The organism is Stenotrophomonas maltophilia group sp. SKK55, assembly GCF_057179845.1.
The window spans coordinates 72,456-91,152 of sequence record NZ_JBXUHP010000014.1 but is presented as its reverse complement, the minus strand read 5'-3'; the positions used below and the strand labels follow the sequence as shown (position 1 = coordinate 91,152).

Annotated in this window: 15 protein-coding genes; 7 read left to right on the top strand and 8 right to left on the bottom strand. The window is 67.0% G+C overall.

The window, feature by feature from the left end:
• Window positions 1–140: 140 nt before the first annotated feature.
• Window positions 141–743, bottom strand: coding sequence for a response regulator transcription factor (locus AC2A1N_RS08605; protein ID WP_005420563.1), 603 nt, complete (start codon window positions 741–743; stop codon window positions 141–143).
• Window positions 740–1,963 carry a sensor histidine kinase gene (locus tag AC2A1N_RS08600; protein ID WP_154350080.1) on the bottom strand — a complete coding sequence of 408 codons (1,224 nt, stop codon included), beginning with the start codon at window positions 1,961–1,963 and terminating at the stop codon, window positions 740–742. Before AC2A1N_RS08600 ends, AC2A1N_RS08605 begins: the two co-directional genes overlap by 4 nt.
• Before the next feature lie 327 nt (window positions 1,964–2,290).
• Between AC2A1N_RS08600 and AC2A1N_RS08595 the strand changes: the two genes are divergently transcribed.
• The 5 genes from AC2A1N_RS08595 to AC2A1N_RS08575 all read left to right on the top strand — a co-directional run bounded on the left by AC2A1N_RS08595 (window position 2,291) and on the right by AC2A1N_RS08575 (window position 10,067).
• Window positions 2,291–3,538, top strand: coding sequence for an efflux RND transporter periplasmic adaptor subunit (locus AC2A1N_RS08595; protein WP_242892256.1), 1,248 nt, complete (start codon window positions 2,291–2,293; stop codon window positions 3,536–3,538).
• A gap of 102 nt (window positions 3,539–3,640) precedes the next feature.
• On the top strand, window positions 3,641–4,330 hold the full coding sequence (locus AC2A1N_RS08590; RefSeq protein ID WP_005420572.1) for an ABC transporter ATP-binding protein: 690 nt from the start codon (window positions 3,641–3,643) through the stop codon (window positions 4,328–4,330).
• 14 nt (window positions 4,331–4,344) lie between these two features.
• Complete coding sequence (locus AC2A1N_RS08585) at window positions 4,345–5,502, top strand: ABC transporter permease (RefSeq protein ID WP_061478765.1); 1,158 nt, start codon at window positions 4,345–4,347, stop codon at window positions 5,500–5,502.
• Between the two features lie 12 nt (window positions 5,503–5,514).
• Window positions 5,515–6,831: an ABC transporter permease gene (locus AC2A1N_RS08580; RefSeq protein ID WP_061478766.1), complete on the top strand. Its 1,317-nt coding sequence runs from the start codon at window positions 5,515–5,517 to the stop codon at window positions 6,829–6,831.
• A gap of 410 nt (window positions 6,832–7,241) precedes the next feature.
• On the top strand, window positions 7,242–10,067 hold the full coding sequence (locus AC2A1N_RS08575) for a TonB-dependent receptor (RefSeq protein ID WP_484372021.1): 2,826 nt from the start codon (window positions 7,242–7,244) through the stop codon (window positions 10,065–10,067).
• A gap of 118 nt (window positions 10,068–10,185) precedes the next feature.
• Here the strand turns inward: AC2A1N_RS08575 and rarD are convergent, their stop codons facing one another.
• Window positions 10,186–11,082: an EamA family transporter RarD gene (rarD, locus tag AC2A1N_RS08570; protein ID WP_061478768.1), complete on the bottom strand. Its 897-nt coding sequence runs from the start codon at window positions 11,080–11,082 to the stop codon at window positions 10,186–10,188.
• The gene (yedA, locus tag AC2A1N_RS08565; RefSeq protein WP_061478769.1) at window positions 11,079–11,984 is read right to left on the bottom strand and encodes a drug/metabolite exporter YedA; all 906 of its coding nucleotides are present in this window, start codon (window positions 11,982–11,984) and stop codon (window positions 11,079–11,081) included. Before yedA ends, rarD begins: the two co-directional genes overlap by 4 nt.
• Before the next feature lie 223 nt (window positions 11,985–12,207).
• Between yedA and AC2A1N_RS08560 the strand changes: the two genes are divergently transcribed.
• Window positions 12,208–13,542 carry an MFS transporter gene (locus AC2A1N_RS08560; RefSeq protein WP_061478770.1) on the top strand — a complete coding sequence of 445 codons (1,335 nt, stop codon included), beginning with the start codon at window positions 12,208–12,210 and terminating at the stop codon, window positions 13,540–13,542.
• A gap of 31 nt (window positions 13,543–13,573) precedes the next feature.
• Window positions 13,574–13,906 carry a hypothetical protein gene (locus tag AC2A1N_RS08555; RefSeq protein WP_229298503.1) on the top strand — a complete coding sequence of 111 codons (333 nt, stop codon included), beginning with the start codon at window positions 13,574–13,576 and terminating at the stop codon, window positions 13,904–13,906.
• A gap of 88 nt (window positions 13,907–13,994) precedes the next feature.
• Here the strand turns inward: AC2A1N_RS08555 and AC2A1N_RS08550 are convergent, their stop codons facing one another.
• The 4 genes from AC2A1N_RS08550 to AC2A1N_RS08535 form a co-directional block, all read right to left on the bottom strand.
• Window positions 13,995–15,647, bottom strand: coding sequence for a M28 family metallopeptidase (locus tag AC2A1N_RS08550; RefSeq protein WP_134969268.1), 1,653 nt, complete (start codon window positions 15,645–15,647; stop codon window positions 13,995–13,997).
• A gap of 105 nt (window positions 15,648–15,752) precedes the next feature.
• Entirely contained in the window at window positions 15,753–16,685 is a 933-nt protein-coding gene (locus AC2A1N_RS08545) for an MBL fold metallo-hydrolase (RefSeq protein WP_242892244.1), read from the bottom strand.
• A 155-nt stretch (window positions 16,686–16,840) separates the two neighbouring features.
• Window positions 16,841–17,137: a hypothetical protein gene (locus AC2A1N_RS08540; protein ID WP_061478773.1), complete on the bottom strand. Its 297-nt coding sequence runs from the start codon at window positions 17,135–17,137 to the stop codon at window positions 16,841–16,843.
• 206 nt (window positions 17,138–17,343) lie between these two features.
• On the bottom strand, window positions 17,344–18,639 hold the full coding sequence (locus AC2A1N_RS08535; RefSeq protein ID WP_005420592.1) for a tryptophan--tRNA ligase: 1,296 nt from the start codon (window positions 18,637–18,639) through the stop codon (window positions 17,344–17,346).
• Window positions 18,640–18,697 lie beyond the last annotated feature (58 nt).

Here is an 18,697-nt window from a genome sequence, read left to right as displayed (position 1 = left end):
ACCGAGGAGCACAGGGAACCGTCGCGTAGCGGCGGCTCGCGGCCGGCGGAGCGTTTCTTTGGTTACTTTCTTTGCGCGCAAAGAAAGTGACACCCCTCCGCGGTCGCGGAAATGACATCACCGGGAAACGCAAGGCACCGCTACAACCACCCCTTCTGCCGCGCCAGCCGGTACGCCTCGATCCGGTTGGCCACGCCCAGCTTGCCGATGCACTCGGACAGATAGTTGCGCACCGTGCCGTGCGACAGCCCCAACTGCTCGGCGATCTCGCTGGCGGTGCGGCCCTCGCCCGCCAGCCGCAGCACGCGACGCTCGCGGTCGGTCAGCGGATCGGCCTGCGACCACGCATCCAGTGCCAGCTGCGGGTCGATCGCGCGGATGCCCTGCTTCACTTTGCGCAGTGCCTCGGCCAGGTTCTCGGCCGGTGCGTCCTTCAGCAGGTAGCCCAGCACGCCGGCTTCCAGCGCGCGGCGCAGGAAACCTGCGCGGGCGAAGGTGGTCACGATCACCACCTTGATCGGCAGCTCGTGACGCGCGATGCGCTGTGCAAGCTCCAACCCGGACAGGCCCGGCATCTCGATGTCGGTCACCAGGATGTCCGGCTGCAGCTGCTGCAGCATGCGCCACGCGGTTTCGCCGTCGGCGGCGCTGCCCAGCACTTCGATATCCGCTTCCAGGCCCAGCAGCGCCGACAGTGCGCCGCGTACCATCGCCTGGTCTTCAGCCAGCAGGATGCGGATCATGCGGCACCGTCCTGCACCAGCGACGGCGGCACGCCTGGCGGCAGCGGTGTGGTCGCAGCGGCCAGTGGCACGCGCACGGTCAGCACCGTGCCCTCGCCCTTTGCGGACTGCACCTGCAGGCTTCCACCCAGGGCGGCCACGCGTTCGCGCATGCCGCACAACCCATTGCCCTCCGCCTGCACGCCGCCACGACCATCGTCGCGGATCTGCATCGCCAGCATGCGTCCCTCCAGCATGAACTCCACCCGTGCCTGCGTCGCCTGTGCATGGCGCACGATATTGGTCGCGGCCTCGCGCAGCACCAGCGCCAGCCCGCGTTCGACATCCACCGGCATCGCCGGTGGTGGTGCGTACTGAAGGTGGACCTGCTGGCACTCCAGCAGCAGCCGCGCCGATGCCAGCTCGCCGGCCAGGTCGCTGGCGCGGATACCGGTGACCGCACTTCGGACCTGCGCCAGCGCCTCGCGGGCGATGGCCTCGGCCTCGCCGATCTCCTGCCGCGCGCGTGCATCACCGCGGTCGTGCAGCTTGCGCGCCAGTTCCAGCTTCAACGTGATCAGCGACAGGGTGTGGCCGAGCAGGTCGTGCAGGTCGCGGCCGATGCGTTCGCGCTCGGCGGTGGCTGCGAGCCGCCGCACCTCGTCCTGCGAAAGCTGCAGTGCCGCATCCTTCTGCTGGTTGAGTGCCTCCACGTTCACGACCAGGCCGACGATATAGGACACGGCGGGGATCCAGACCAGGCTCTGCCACGGGTACTGGAACAGCAGTGCGAGGCTGCAGAACAGGAGGTTCAGACCAGTGAGCTGCAGCAGATACTGCCACCAGCCGCCGCGACCGCTCACCCGCAGCAGCACGCAGCCGAACACGAAGTAGGTCAGCCCGGACGGGTACCAGGGCAGCAGCACCAGCGACATCGCGATCAGGCCCAGGGCATAGCGCGGGGCGTGATGGCGCGGCGCCACCATCACCTTGGCGTACAGCAGCAGGAACACCGGATAGCTGGCCAGCGTCAGCAGCAGCCAGCGCAGGGTAAAGCCATGGCCGAGCAAGGGGGTCAGGAAGATCCACACCGACCACAGCAGGTGGATCGCCTCGCTCCAGGGTGATTTTCCCCGGCGCAGCGTCTCGGCCACCGCCGAGTCCGGCGCGGGGCGCAGCAGGGAGGCAAGCCAGGTGGACGGCACAGGCGGTTCCAGGCGGGGATGATCGCCGCCGATCATGCCAGTTCGGCCGGCTGCGCGCAGGCGCCGCCGCCGGCCAGTTGGCACCGGCGCAACCGAGCGCAGATCACGGTACGCTTGGTGGTGCCGCTGCGGCGGGCCGGCAATGGGGCGATCGGATCCACGAGCGGTACCGGTAGCGGGAACGTTGCCATCCTGTGCCGCCGTGGTCACATTTCGCAGTTGCCGCCGTCAGTGTCATCGGATGACAGCTGTCACTGCCGTCATCGCTGTACCTGCCTTCATGCTGTGCCGCACGCTCCACCGCCGGAACCGCCGTCGTCCGCGCTTCCGGCCACACCCGCCCGAACGCATGTGATGGAACGAATGAACGCTTCTGCCGAGCTGTTGAAGGAACTCCGTATCGACCGCAAGTCGCCGCCGCCGGCCTCCCGAGGCAATGGCGGTGGTCGCCGCGGGTTGTGGATCGCGATCATCGTGGTCGTGCTGCTGGTCGCCGCGGCCGTGGCCTACCTGTTCGGTCGCGCACCGGCCGTAGAGGTGGAAACCGCTCCCGCCGTGGCCATCCAGCAGGGCAGCGCCAGCAGCTCGGTGCTCGACGCCAGTGGCTACGTGGTCGCCCGGCGCATGGCCACGGTATCGGCCAAGATCACCGGCAAGGTGCGCGAGGTGATGATCGAAGAAGGCATGCGGGTCGAAGCTGGCCAGGTGATGGCCACGCTCGACCCGATCGATGCCGACGCGCAGCGCAGCCTGTACGCCTCGCAGCTGCAGGCCGCACGCAGCCAGGTCGCCGGGCTGGAGGCGCAGCAGAGGCAGGCCGCCGCCGAAGCCAGCCGCCTGCAGGCGCTGGTTGGCCAGCAGCTGGTCTCGCGCTCGCAGTACGACCAGGCCGTGGCCCAGCGCGACAGCCTGCGTGCGCAGCTGGATACCGCGCAGCGCAACGTCAAGGTTGCCAACGACCAGCTGGCCATCGCCGATCTGGGCGTGGACAACAACATCGTGCGCGCGCCGTTCTCCGGAGTGGTCACCGCCAAGGCGGCGCAGCCCGGTGAGATCGTTTCGCCGCTGTCGGCGGGTGGTGGCTTCACCCGTACCGGCATCGGCACCATCGTGGACATGGACTCGCTGGAGATCGAAGTGGAGGTCGGCGAGGCCTTCATCGGCCGCGTGCAGCCGAAGATGCCGGTGGAAGCCACGCTCAACGCCTACCCGGAATGGAAGATTCCCGGCGAGGTGATCGCCATCATCCCCACCGCCGACCGCGGCAAGGCCACGGTGAAGGTGCGCGTGGCGCTGAAGGTGAAAGACCCGCGCATCGTGCCGGAGATGGGCGTGCGGGTCAGCTTCCTGGAACAGGCGCAGCCGCAGGCGGCCGCCAAGCCGCAGGGCGTGCGCGTGCCGGGCGGCGCCGTGGTCCAGCGCGACGGTGCCTCGGTGGCCTTCGTGCTGGGTGACGGGAACCGCGTGCAGCAGCGCACGGTCGAGGCCGGCCAGGCGATGGGCGAGGACCGCCAGATCCTCAAGGGCGTGAGCGCAGGTGAGCCGGTGGTGGTGAACCCACCCGACACCCTGCGCGATGGCGCCAAGGTGCAACAGAAACAAGCGCAGTAACGGCCTGGCGCCCGTGGGCGCGGCCGGCAGCATCGCTCGACGCACGCCTGCGGCCACCGCAGGTTCGCTTCCCCGTTTCCCGCTTCCCGTGGAGAACCACCCATGTCGACCCTGGTTTCACTGCGCAACATCACCAAGACCTACCAGCGTGGCCCCGAGCAAGTGCAGGTGCTGCACGGCATCGACCTGGACATCGCCAGCGGCGACTTCGTTGCGCTGATGGGCCCGTCCGGTTCGGGCAAGACCACCCTGCTCAACCTGATCGGCGGCCTGGACAGCCCCACTGGCGGCGAGATCAGCATCGAGGGCGAGCGCATCGACCAGATGAGTGGCGGCCAGCTGTCGACCTGGCGCAGTCACCATGTCGGCTTCGTGTTCCAGTTCTACAACCTGATGCCGATGCTGACCGCGCAGAAGAACGTGGAACTGCCGCTGCTGCTGACCCACCTCAGCGCGGCGCAGCGCCGCCGCAATGCCGAGATCGCGCTCACCCTGGTCGGCCTGGCCGACCGCCGCAGCCACCGCCCGAATGAACTGTCCGGCGGCCAGCAGCAGCGCGTGGCGATCGCCCGCGCGATCGTCTCCGACCCGACCTTCCTGATCTGCGACGAACCGACCGGCGACCTCGACCGCCAATCGGCCGAGGAGATCCTCGGCCTGCTGCAGCAGCTCAACCGCGAGCACGGCAAGACCATCATCATGGTCACCCATGACCCGAAGGCCGCCGAGTACGCCACGCACACGGTGCACCTGGACAAGGGCGAGCTGGCCGACGCGCCGCTGGCCCACTGACGGAGGCCACGGCGATGAAATACTTCTCGTTGGTGTGGGCACAGCTGTTCCGCAGCCGTACCCGCACCCTGCTGACCCTGCTGTCGGTGGTGGCCGCGTTCCTGCTGTTCGGCATGCTCGATTCGGTGCGGGTGGCGTTCTCGTCGGGTGGCAGCGTGGAAGGTGCCAACCGGCTGATCGTGGCCTCGCGGCTGTCGATCACCCAGTCGCTGCCGATCCGGCTGGAAGCACAGGTGCGCCAGGTAGCCGGTGTCCGTGACGTGGCTTATGGCATGTGGTTTGGTGGCATCTACCAGGACCCGAAGAACTTCTTCCCGAACTTCTCGGTGTCACCCAACTACTTCGATGTCTACCGCGAGCTGCAGATCGATCCGGCACAGCTGGAGGACTGGAAGCAGACCCGCACCGGCGCCATCGTCGGCGAAACCCTGGCCAAGCAGTTCGGCTGGAAGATCGGCGATACCATCCCGCTGCAGGCGACGATCTTCCCGCGTGGCGGCAGCAATGACTGGCCACTGGTGCTCAAGGGCGTCTACCGCTCCAAGGACCGCGCGCTGGCCGCCAATGAAGAACGCCAGCTGATGATGAACTGGAAGTACTTCGACGAATCCAACGACTACATCAAGAACCAGGTGAGCTGGTACACGGTGACGCTGGACAACCCGGACCACTCTTCGCGGGTGGCACAGGCGATCGATGCGATCTCGGCCAACTCCGACCACGAGACCAAGACCCAGACCGAATCGGCGTTCCAGCAGGCCTTCGTCAAGCAGTTCGCGGATATCGGCATGATCGTCACCTCGATCATGGGCGCGGTGTTCTTCACCCTGCTGCTGTTGACCGGCAACACCATGGCGCAGGCCGTGCGTGAGCGCGTGCCGGAGCTGGCCACGCTGAAAACGCTGGGCTTCAAGGACAGCACCGTGCTGACCCTGGTGATGGTGGAATCGGTGCTGCTGATCGGCCTCGGTGGCCTGATCGGCATGGGCCTGGCCGCCCTGATCCTGCCGGCGATCGGCCCGAAGAGCATGGGCATGCTGCCGCCACACGTACCAACGCCGACCTGGCTGATGGGGTTGGGCCTGATCGTAGTGATCGGCATCATCGTCGGGCTGCTGCCCGCGCTGCGTGCCAAGCGCCTGAAGATCGTCGATGCACTGGCCGGCCGCTGAGGAGGATTGCAGATGAACAAGCTCAAGAAATGGCTGGGCAACGGCGTAACCGTGCTGCTGCTTGCGATCGGCCTGGTGTTGTGGATCGGGCTGCCGTGGTTTGGCGTGCTGGCCGTGGCCGTGCTGGTAACGCTGTGGCTGCTGCTGACCCGCGGTGGACGGCTGGCGTTGGCCGCCACCCGCATCGGCGTGGCCAGCCTGCCGCAACGCTGGGGCGCGTCCTCGGTGATCGTGGTCGGCATTGCCGGCGTGGTCGGCGTGCTGGTGGCGATGCTGGCGATGGGCGAAGGCTTCCAGGCCACGCTCAACAACACCGGCGATGACACCACTGCCATCGTGCTGCGCGGTGGCTCGCAGGCCGAGACCAACTCGGTGATCACCCGCGAGCAGGTACCCATGCTGTCCACCCTGCCCGGCATCAGCCGCGATGCGCAGGGCCGGCCGTTGTTGTCACCGGAGCTGTCGCAGGTGGTCAACCTGGTGTCCAAGTCCGATGGCACCGACGTCAACGCCCAGTTCCGCGGCGTCGGCCCGCAGGCGTGGGCGGTGCATGACAAGGTCAAGATCGTTGAGGGCCGCAAGTTCGCCACCGGGCTGCGCGAGATCGTGGTCGGCCAGGGCGCCAAGGGCCAGTTCCGCGACATGGAGGTCGGCAGGACGCTGACGCTGGGCAACCAGACCTGGACCGTGGTCGGTGTGTTCGCCACTGGCGATGCGCATGATTCGGAACTGTGGACCGACGCCGATACGCTGGCCACCACCTACCAGCGCAGTGCCTGGCAGTCGATCAGCGTGCGTACCGATGGCAAGGCCGGCTTCGATCAGTTCAAGGCGGCCGTCGCTGCCGACCCACGCCTGAAGCTGGACGTGGAAACCACCCGCGTCTACTACAGCAAGCAGGGCGGCGGGCTGACCAAGCTGATCGACATCCTGGGCAAGGTGATCGGCACGATCATGGCGGTCGGTGCGGTGTTCGGCGCGCTCAACACCATGTATGCGGCCGTGGCCACGCGCGCCCGCGAAATCGCCACCATGCGTGCGATCGGCTTCCGCGGCCTGCCGGTGGTGACGGCGGTGATGCTGGAAACTATGCTGTTGGCGCTGCTCGGTGGCCTGCTCGGCTGTGCGGTTGCATGGCTGCTGTTCAATGGCTACAGCGTGTCCACCATCGGCAGCAACTTCAGCGCGGTGGTGTTCAAGTTCCACGTATCACCGGAACTGCTGTGGACCGGCCTGAAATGGGCACTGGGCATCGGCCTGGTCGGCGGCCTTTTCCCGGCGCTGCGCGCGGCGCGTTTGCCGATCACCACGGCGCTGCGCGAAACCTGAGCATCATGCAGCGGTGGACTGCGCATCACGCAGGGGACGGAGCGAAGGCTCCGTCCCTTTTTCGTTGGCGGGGTCAGATCCCTTCGCTACGCGAAGGGATCTGACCCCGATCTCGATGCAGTAGATCCACGCCATGCGTGGATGGATGCCTGCGCACATGCACTGCTACAGATTGCAGGAAACCCGCCGCTATCGATGCCTCTGCTCATCGCAAACGCAGCGCGCGTGACGCTGCGCACAGTGCATCTGTGGATTGTTGGTTGCGATTCATCTTCGCGCACTTCCAGCGGCGTCGAGACAAACCGTTACGAATGGAAACATTCTAGAATCGCGCCCCCCACGTTGGTTTGCAGCACCCCACGCGCCCATAGAACGGGCGCATGTTTTTACTGAAACACGAGATTTCACGGATGTCCCTGAAAACCAATCCGCTGCGCAACGCGATCGTCATCGCGCTGGCCGCCAGCTGCACCGCCCCCGCCTTCGCACAGAGCGCCGGCGATACCCCGACCAACCTCGACCGCATCGAAATCACCGGCTCGCGCATCCGCCAGGCCAGTGTCGAAACCGCACAGCCGGTGGTCGCGCTCAACCGCGCCGAGATCGAGAAGAAGGGTTACGTCAACGTCGCCGACATCCTGCAGGACATTCCTGCCGCCGGTGCACCGAGCATGAGCCGCGCCTCGTCGCTGACTTCTTCGCGCGATTTCGGCGGCATGTACGTCAGCCTGCGCAACCTCGGCCCGGAACGCAGCCTGGTGCTGATCGACGGCCGCCGCATGGGCGTCAGCGCCGGCGGCTACTCCGACCTGGCCTCGATCCCGTCGTCCATCGTCGAGCGCGTGGAAGTGCTGACCGACGGCGCCTCCGCGCTGTACGGCTCCGATGCCATCGCCGGTGTGGTCAACATCATCACCCGCAAGAATTTCGATGGTGGCGAAGCCAGCGTCTATGTCGGCCAGTACGGCCAGGGTGACGGCCAGAAGCGCGCCTACAGTGCAACCTTCGGCAAGACCTTCGAACGCGGCTGGTTCAGCGTGGGCGCCGAGCGCACCAAGGAAGACGAGGTGCTGGGCAAGGACCGCGAGTTCAGCCGTTACACCAACGGCCCGCGTCACCCGAACGATGGCCTCAACGGCAACACGCCGTGGGGCTACGTCACCGTCGGTGGCAAGAACCTGACCGTGGGTCCGGGCGGCGACCCGAGCAAGGCCGGCAACTTCCATGCGCCGGACCCGGCCGATGGTGCCAACACCAAGTCGAACATGAGCCTGCTGACCGGCCTGGAGCGCACCTCGGTGTTCGCCAACGGTGGCTTCTCGATCACTGACAACCTGCGCATCGTCGCCGACGCGCTGTACAGCAAGCGCGAGTCGACCAAGCACCTGGCCGGCTACCCGTACTCGGTCAGCGCCGCGCAGGCCCGCAATGGCAGCCGTGCCGCCCTGTCCAAGGACAGCGCGTTCAACCTGTGGGGCCAGGATGCGCTGTTCGCGCACCGCACCGAGGAACTGCCGCGCGGCACCGAGAACAACCTGGAAACCAAGCGCGCCAGCATCGGCCTGGAAGGCAGCTTCGAAACCGGTTCGCGGTACTGGGACTGGAACATCAACTACATGTACAACCGCAACGAAGGCGAGCGCATCGGTACCGGCAGCATGTACCAGCCGCACGTCAACCTGGCCGTCGGCCCGTCCTTCATGGACGACAACGTGGCCCGTTGCGGTGCGCCGGGCGCGGTTATCACCGGCTGCGTGCCGTGGAACCCGGCCGCCCCGATGGGTTACACCGGCCCGGGCTCGCTGAGCAACCAGGACGTGCAGGACTACCTGTTCACCCGCTTCGTCGACAAGATGCAGAGCACCACCAAGGTCGCCAGCGGCAACATCTCCGGTTCGCTGTTCACCCTGCCGGCCGGCGACATCCTGGCCGCGATGGGCTTCGAGCACCGCAGCGAGGAGGCCAGCTACACGCCGGACATGAAGGTGCAGAAGGGCGAGATCGCCGGCACCAGCGGCCAGCCGACCCGCGGCAACTACTCGCTCAACGAGGTCTACCTGGAACTGCAGGTGCCGCTGCTGGCCGACCTGCCGTTCGCCCGCGAACTGTCGCTGGACGTGGCCGGTCGTTACTCGGACTACAACAACTTCGGTTCCACCACCAACAGCAAGTTCGGCCTGAAGTGGAAGCCGATCGACATCCTGCTGGTGCGCGCCACCTACGGCACCGGCTTCCGTGCGCCGACCGTGGATGACCTGTACGGCGGCACCGTCAGCAGCCGCGACTCGTTCACCGACCCGTGCGATACCTCCTTCGGCACCGCCGCCACCAGCCCGGCCGTCGCTGCCCGTTGCCAGGCGCTGAAGGTGCCGGCCAACTTCCGCCAGCTCAACAGCGATGGCAGCGTGGCCACCAAGCCCGGCCAGCAGGCCACCACCGATTTCAGCTCGGGTTCCAACCCGGACCTGAAGCCGGAAACCGCCAAGACCTGGACCGTGGGCCTGGTCTACAGCCCGGACTTCGTGCAGGGCCTGGACGTCAGCCTGGACTGGTGGAAGATCCGCATCAACAACGCCATCGTCGGTGAGTCGGCCACCAACATCCTGGAACAGTGCTACGTGCAGGGTTCGGATGCTGCCTGTGGCCGCTTCACTCGTGGCAGCAACGGCCAGGTCAACTCGCTGGACCGCTCGCTGGTCAACGCGGGCTACCGCGAAACCGCCGGCTATGACATCAACGTGCGTTACCGCCTGCCGGAAACCGCGTTCGGCAAGTTCGCCGTCAACTGGAACACCACCTATACCGATTACCTGGAGCAGCGCAACGACAGCGCCGCCACCACCCCGGTGGAACAGCGTACCGGTTGGGCCGGCGACTTCCGCGTGCGTTCCACCTTCAACCTGGATTGGCAGTACGGCGACCTCGGCATCGGCTGGACCGCGCGCTACTACTCCAGCATGAAGGAGAAGTGCTCGTACATGGACGAGTGCAACATGCCGGGCTTCAACTCGTCGTACACCAGCGCCTCGCCGACCAACAAGGTGGGCTCCAACACCTTCCACGACCTGCAGGTGCGCTACAGCCTGCCGTGGGATGGCACCGTGTCGCTGGGCGTGAACAACGTGTTCAACCACCAGGGCCCGATCATGTACAGCCAGCCGAACAGCAGCTTCACCTACTACGGTGGCTTCGACATCGGCCGCTTCATGTACATGAAGTACCAGCAGCGCTTCTAAGCCTGCAACCGCGTTCCCGTCACGGCCATCTCTCTCCTGGCCGTGGATGGAAGCAGAACGGCGCCCCTCGGGGCGCCGTTCTTTTTTGCGTGGAAGCGGGGTCGGATCCCCGCCGGCGCTAGCGCTTGGCGCGCATCGTGCGGATGTTGTCGCCGACGAACAGCACCAGGCCAGCCCAGATCGCGGCAAAGCCGATCGCCTTGCCGGTATCGAAGGCCTCATGGAAGAAGAACACACCCAGCAGCAGCTGCAGGCTTGGCGCGATGTACTGCAGGATGCCGACCAGCGACAGCGGAATGCGCTTCACGCCATAGGCGAAGCCGATCAGCGGTACGGCGGTGACCGCGCCGCCGAAGATCAGCAGCAGGTCGTTGCGCCAGCCCCAACCATGGAAGAACGCACCGCCGTGGCCGTTCTCGGCCCAGATCGCAAACGCCAGCGCCGGCAGGAACAGGTACATGCTCTCCACGCCGAGGCCGGCCACCGGGTCGACCGAGACCAGCTTGCGCAGCAGGCCATACAGGCCGAACGAACAGGCCAGGCCCAGCGCGATCCACGGTGGCGTACCTGCATCGATGGTCAGCCAGGCCACGCCCACCGCCGCCATTGCCACCGCTACCCACTGCAGCCGGCGCAGCCGTTCCTTCAGCACCAGCACGCCCAGCAGCACGTTCACCAGCGGGTTGATGAAGTAGCCCAGGCTGGTCTCGATGACATGACCGGCGTTGACCGCCCAGATGTACAGGCCCCAGTTGAAGGCGATGGTCAGGCTCGACACCAGCAGGATCGGCAGCGCGCGCGGCTGCGCGGCGATCTTCCGCCACCAGCCCAGGCGCGCACTGATCAACAGCCAACCCAGCACCAGCACCGTGCTCCAGATGATGCGGTGGGCGATGATCTGGAACGAGGGCACCTCGTTGAGCAGGTGCCAATAGACCGGCACCAGGCCCCAGATCACGAAGGTGGATGCGGTGACCAGCAGGCCCCGGCGTTGTTCCTTCTCGTCCATGCTCACTTCCTTCTCGTCCTTGCCATTGTCAGCACCACCACACCCAGAAGAATCACCGCCATGGCCAGCAGGTCGCGCCAACCGAAGCGCTCACCGTTGAGCAGCGCGCCCAGCAGCACCGCGATCACCGGATTGACATACGCGTAGCTGCCCGCGAGCGCCGGGCGCACGTTCTGCAGCAGCCACACGTAGGCAGTGAACGCGACGATGGAGCCGAACACGCACAGATAGGCCATCGCCAGCAGGCCACCGGTATCGGGCAGCGTGGTCGGGCGCTCGCCCACCGCCAGGCCGATCAGCACCAGCAGCACGCCGCCGCAGATCATCTGCCCGGCCGCGGTCATGAACGGACCCGGCAGGTCCAGGCCGCGTGCCCACACAGAACCGAACGCCCAGCCGATCGGCGCGATCAGCAGCAGCACCAGCCCGGTCGGCGAGCCGGTCAGGCTGCTGCCGGCGTTGAGCCAGACCACGCCGAGGAAGCCGATGGCGATGCCCAGCCACTCACCACGGCTGGCATGTTGCCCGCGCAGCGCCGAGAACAGCGCCATCCACAGCGGCACCGAGGCCACCGCCGTGGCGGCCAGGCCCGAGGACACTTCGCGCTCGGCCAGCACCACCATGCCGTTGCCCAGCACCAGCATGGTCACGCCCATGATGACCAGGTTGCGCCACTGCCGCAGCGTCGGGTTCGGCAGCTTCCAGAACAGGCGCAAGGCCAGGAACATCAGGCCGCCGGCAATGATGAAGCGGCTGCCGGAGACCATCGTCAGCGGCAGTGCGCCGCCGTGCAGGGCCTTGGCGATGCCCAGATAGGTCGAGCCCCAGACCACGTAGACCAGCAGCAGTGCCAGCGCGACAAGGCCACCCCGGGGGGCAGCCGCAGACGAAGAGGGGGGAGCCGACATGACACACCAGGGAGCCGGGGGAAGGCGGATTCTAGGACGTTTTGAGTATGGTCCGGGACCCCATACGGTGGCACGCTGTCATCCATCCATGCACCCTGCTCTGGTCTGCTACCCCGTGTTGACGGCCGATGCAGTACCAAGAAGGCTGCCCGGCCGCGCCGCCCCAAGACCGGACGCCGTTTTCCCTGCGCACGGACGCGCCGCATCGAGGATTTCCACCCAGATGAGCACCACGTACCAACCTGTTGTCCCCGCGAACGACCGTGCCGCCTTGCGGCGGTCGATTTCCAACACCCTCAAAGGCTCCGCCGGCAACCTGGTGGAGTGGTATGACGTCTACGTGTACTCGGTGTTCGCCGTGTACTTCGAATCGCAGTTCTTCTCGCCGGACGACAAGAACTCCACCCTGTACGTGTGGGCGATCTTCGCGGCGACCTTCCTGATGCGCCCGATCGGCGCCTGGTTCTTCGGCCGCTTCGCCGACCGCCACGGCCGCCGCCTGGCGCTGACCGTTTCGGTCACGTTGATGGCGCTGTGCTCGTTCCTCATCGCCATCACCCCCACCGCCGCCAGCATCGGCATCTGGGCCGCCGTGATCCTGTTGTTCGCGCGCCTGCTGCAGGGCTTCGCCACTGGCGGCGAGTATGGTGCCAGCGCCACTTACATGTCCGAGGCCGCCATTCCGGGCCGTCGCGGCTTCCTGTCCTCGTTCCACTACGTCACCCTGGTCGGCGGCCACGTGCTGGCCCAGCTGACCCTGCTGCTGATGCTGACCTTCTGGGGCAAGCCGGAGATCTCCGAGTGGGGCTGGCGCATCGCCTTCGGTATCGGTGGCATCGCCGCGGTGGTGGTGTTCTGGCTGCGCCGGGGCATGGACGAATCGCTGTCGGAGTCGTCCATCGAAGCCGCGCGCGAGGGCAAGGCAAAGAAGTCCGGTTCGATGTACGAGTTGTTCGTGCACCAGTGGCGGCCGCTGCTGCTGTGCTTCCTGATCACCGCTGGCGGCACCGTGGCCTTCTACACCTACTCGGTGAACGGCCCGAAGATGATCCAGAGCGCCTTCGCCGGCAACGACCCGATGACCGGCACCCTGATCAACCTGGGCGTGCTGGCCTTCCTGATGGTGCTGCAACCGGTCGGCGGCTGGCTGTCGGACATCATCGGCCGCAAGACCCTGCTGGTGTTCTTCGGCGTCGGCGGCGTGCTGTACAGCTGGTACCTGATCACCCAGCTGCCGCACCAGCATGACGCCACCCTGGCCTTCCTGACCCTGGCGCTGGCCTTCGTCATCCTCACCGGCTACACCTCGATCAACGCGGTGGTGAAGGCCGAGCTGTTCCCCACCCACGTGCGTGCACTGGGCGTGGGCCTGGGCTATGCGCTGGCCAACTCGCTGTTCGGCGGCACCGCCCCGCTGCTGTACCAGGGCGCGCTGAAGACCGGCCACGTCGACTGGTTCGCCATCTACGTGACCGCCACGATCGCGGTATCGTTGGTGGTCTATGTGTTCTTCCTTACCAACAAGGGCCCGAACTGGCTCGACGGCACCCGCAAGTAAGCGCGTTGCCCTGATCGCGGCCACTGGTGCAATGCCGGTGGCCGCTACGTCTCCCGCCACCGCGCTGATGTGGATCGCGGTGACGCTGGCCGCAGCCACGGCATTGGCCTGGGTGCTGCGCCGCCCCAACGCGCAGGCCACGTGGCCGCGCACGGGGTTCGGGGTCGCCCTGCTGGTGTTCTGCGCCGCGCTGGCGCTGCAGCTGGCGATGGACCTGGGCAGCGGCCACAGCTCGCTGCACCTGCGCCTGCATCGCGGCATCAATGCGGGGTCGCCGGTTGGACTGCGCACGATGGTGGCGTGCTATCTGGCAGCGCTGGCTGCCAGTGGCTGGGGCGCGTGGACGCTGCTGCGCCGACGCTGACAAACACCTGGTCGTGCCGGCCGCTGGCCGGCAACCTCATGAACCTTCGGAAAGAGCAGGGAGTTGCCGGCCAGCGGCCGGCACTACCTCAACGGCGGGCCGCTTCGCTCTTGTCGCGCGCGCCGCGGAACTCCGATTCCTTTTCCCACGTCGGCCAGCGGCGGCTGTTGGCCAGCTCGGCGCCCAGGTCGTAGACCAGCAGGGTGTCGGCAGCGTGGCCGCTCGGGTCCCAGCTCGGCGTCCAGGCATCGCAGGCCTGGTGATAGCAGTCGGCGAAGTACTTTTCGCGCAGCGCGCGGCCGGCTTCAACGCCACCGTCCAGCTTGTCCAGGCCCGGGCCGATGGTGATCGCCGGCACGCCCAGGCGGGCAAAGGCGAAGTGGTCGGCGCGGTAGAAGAAGCCGGCTTCCAGGTTCGGGTCCGGGCTGTAGCTGCGGCCACGGGCCTTGGCCACGCGCTCCAGATCGCCTTCCAGCGACACCCGGCCCTTGCCCCACGAGGCAATGTCGCGGGTCGGGCCATCCGGACTAAACATCTCGATGTTCAGCACCGCAGCGGTCTTGTCCAGCGGCGCCAGCGGATGGGCGGCGTAGTAGCTGGCGCCCAGCAGGCCCTTCTCTTCGGCGGTCAGTGCCACGAAGTACAGCGTGCGCTGTGGCTGCGGGCCAGCGGCGAACACACGGCCCAGTTCCAGCACCGTGGCCACGCCGGTGGCATTGTCGATCGCACCACGGCGGATGCGGTCGCCCTTGGCGTCGGGCTGGCCGATACCGAACGCATCCCAGTGCGCGGAGAAGATCACCGCCTCGTCGGCATGCTCGCCACCGGGCAGCTTGGCGACCACGTTGCGGGTCACCACCTGTTCGCGCTTGAGCGCGAAGTCCACGCTCAGCTTGGCGTTGTCCAGCGCCACCGGGCGGAAGTCGGCACGCATCGCCTTGCGCTTCTCCGCATCGAAGTCGAGGCCCGCGTCGGCGAAGATCGCCTCGGCCAGCTCGCGCTGCATCCAGCCGCGCAGCGGCGTGTGCTGCGCCATCGCCTCGGCCTGGCTGCGTTCGATGTCGAACAGCGGCGAGGTACCCGAGCTCTTCACCGTGGCCCAGCCATAGGCGGCCGGCGCGGTCTCGTGCACGATCAGCACGCCCTCGGCGCCACGGCGTGCGGCTTCCTCGAACTTGTAGGTCCAGCGGCCGTAGTAGGTCACCGCCTTGCCGTCGAACGCGCCCGGTGCATCGGCTTCGAAGTCGGCGTCGTTGATCAGCACCACGGCGATCTTGCCGTGCAGGTCCACGTCCTTGTAGTCGTTCCAGTGGCGTTCCGGTGCGTCGATGCCGTAGCCGACGAACACCAACGGTGCATCCTTGATCTGCACGCGCTTGCGCGGCTGCAGGCTCTGCAGGGTCACGTCCACGCCATTGGCCAGCGCACGCTTGCCCTGCTTCAGCGACAGGCTGGCCTTGGCCTCACCCTCCAGCTGCGCGCGCACCAGCGGCACCGGCTGCACCCAGCTGCCGTCTACGCCGCCCGGCTGCAGGCCATAGCTGCGGAACTGCTCGATCAGGTACTGCACCGTGCGCTCTTCGCCCTCGGTGGCCGGTGCGCGGCCCTCGAACTCATCCGACGCCAGCACGCGCACATGCCGCGACAGTGCCTGCGGATCGATGCCGCCACCCGGCAGGTCGTTGGCCGCATGGGCCAGGCCCCCGACGAACAGGCAGGACGACAGCAGCAACACGCGCATCGGATTCACGGCAGTACCACGGCTAGCTTGGAAGTCACCAGAGTGTAACGTGGTCGTGACATCACGGCGCAGCCTGGGCCCACGTCATCCACGCAGGGCGTGGGTCTACCTGCTGATGCGGTCCAGCCAGCAGGCCAGGCCCTGCGCGTTGAGTTCGATGTCCATCGCCAGCACGGCGGTCACTGCCGCATCGTCCAGCGCACAACCATGCAGCTGTGCACGTTCCAGGGACAGCGCCTGCAGTGCGGCCAGCAGGCAGCGGTGACGGTCCGGCCGGCCATCGCACTGGCGGCCGATCGCGGCCATCGCATCGATCTGCTCGAACAGGTCGTTGGCCAGTTTCTGCACCTGCTCCACGCGGCCGTAGTGGGTCAGGTACATCGCCTGCGGGCCATAGCCCAGCATGCGCTGGATCGAGGCCTTCATTGCCTCCGGGTCGAACTGCACCGGCGAGGAAGTCGGGAAGATGAAAGCACCCTGCGCGCTGTCCAGCTCGCGGTAGGAGATGCCGAACGTATCGCCAGTGAACCAGCTGCGGCTGCGCGCATCCCACACGCAATAATGGTGCAGTGCGTGGCCCGGCGTGTGCAGCAGCACCAGCTCGCGGCCAGCGAGATCGATGCGGTGGCCGTCTTCGGCAACCACCACGCGGTGTTCGGGAATCGGCTCGATGCGGCCGTAGCTGCGCGCGATCTCTTCGGCGCCGTACACCGCCGTCGCACCCGCAATCAGCCGGGTCGGGTCGATCATGTGCGGCGCACCGCGCGGATGCAGCACCGCTTTCGCATTCGGCAACTGCTGCATCAGCAGGCCTGCACCACCGGCGTGGTCCAGGTGCACGTGCGTGAGCAGCAGCCAGTCCACCGCGTCCACGCCCAGGCCAGCGTTCGCCAGCGCCTGCAGCATCGCCGGCACAGACAGGCCGGTGCCGCAGTCGACGAAGGCCGCGCGGCCGTTTTCAACGATCAGGTAGGCCGCGTCGAAGTCCGGGCGCTGGAAACCGGTATCGATGGTGTGGATGCTGGGGTCGGCGGTCATCGGCACGCACCTGACAGTCTCGGAAACAGACGCCCATGGTAGGCGCGCATGCGGCCCGGGTTCGATGCGGCTTTGGTCGGAGGGCGCTCTTCTGTAGAGCCGAGCCCACGCTCGGCTGCCATTCTGTCAGGCATCAGTCGAGCATAGGCTCGGCTCTACCGGTCCAGCCATCGCGGCCGCAGCAGCAACGCCAGCACCAGGACCGCCAGGAACGCGCCATAGGCATACAGCACCGCCAGCACCTGCGGCCAGATCGGGCCGGCGCCGGGCTGCACCACGCCAATGCGGTAGCCCCACAGCATCGACACGATGCTCAGCGCGAACGCCACGAACAGGGTGGTGCCATCGAACAGGCGCCGCCGCGCGCTGCGCGGCTGGCGCGGAAACAGCCAGTACAGGCTGCCCAGCAGCAGGAACCAGGGCAGGAACAGCAGCAGCGACAACCAGGCCATCGCAGACTCCATGTCATCGCGCCAGAGGCGCGCGGACATCATGCCATGGGTGCTGTGCCACGGTCGTGCCGGCGGGGGGCTTCCCTGTAGAGCCGAGCCTATGCTCGGCTGCTTTGCTACCCAGCCGAGCATGGGCTCGGCTCTACAGAAGCCGAGCCGAGTCGAGCATGGCTCGACTCTACAAAGGGCAGGGGCAGGCCCGGCGATCAGGCCGCTTCGCGCAGCGCGGCCAGGGCGGCCAGTACCGCGTCCACCTCGGCGTCCAGCTTGAACAGCTCGCTCTGCAGCTGGTCGCCCTGCTCTGCCTGCTTGATCACCGCGATCAGCTGGCCCGCATCACGTGGCGAATCGAAGCCTTCGCTCTGGATCAGCAGCGTGCCGTCACCAGCGGTCAGCTTGAAGTAGAACCGGCCATCCTTTTCCCGGTACTGCTTGAACTGCGGCGGCGCCACGCGGGCCACGCCGGCATCTTCGCTGGCGATGTCACCGGCACTGGACAGGTCACGCAGGCCCACCGCATGGCGCAGCTCGTCCAGCAGCGGTGCCGCCAACTGCTCGCGCAGCTGCTGGCCACGGCGCTTGAGCAGCGCTTCGATCTTCTCCGGCTCGGCCATCAGCGCGTTGTAGCGCTCGCGCAGCGGCGACAGCTCGCTGTCGATGCGCTCGAACAGCTGCTGCTTGGCGTCGCCCCAGCTGATGCCGGCGGCAAAGGCCCTGGCGAATTCCGCGGTCTGCTCCGGGGTCGCGAAGGCCTGGTACATCTGGAACAGCGCCGAGCCCTCCGTGTCCTTCGGCTCGCCCGGCGCGCGCGAGTCAGTCAGGATCGAGAACACCAGCTTCTTCAGCTCCTCGCGCGGCACGAACAGCGGGATGGTGTTGTGGTAGCTCTTGCTCATCTTGCGGCCATCCAGGCCCGCCAGCGTCGCCACCTGCTCGTCGATCACCACGTCCGGCAGCGGGAAATACTCCTTGCCGTACACGTGGTTGAAGCGCTGGGCGAAATCGCGCGCCATCTCGATGTGCTGGATCTGGTCACGGCCCACCGGTACCTGGTTGGCCTTGAAGATCAGGATGTCGGCCGCCATCAGCACCGGGTACATGAACAGGCCGGCGCTGACGCCTGCGTCCTCGTCCACGCCTTCCTCGCGGTTCTTGTCCACCGCCGCCTTGTAGGCGTGCGCGCGGTTGAGGATGCCCTTGCTGGCGATGGCGGTCAGGAACCACATCAGCTCGGTGGTCTCGCGGATGTCGCTCTGGCGGTAGAACCACACGTGTTCCGGGTCCAGGCCACAGGCCAGCCAGCTGGCCGCGATCTCCAGGGTCGCGCGCTGGGTGCGCTGCGGGTCCTGCGACTTGATCAGGCTGTGCAGGTCGGCCAGGAAGAAGAAGCTCTCGATCCCCGGCGCGCGGCTGGCCGCGATGGCCGGACGGATGGCGCCAACGTAGTTGCCCAGGTGGGGCGTGCCGGAGGGGGTGATGCCGGTAAGGACTCGGGTCGTCATGACTGCGTGGGGTAACCTTCGATGAACGGGGCCAGTTTACCTTGCACGCCACCAACCC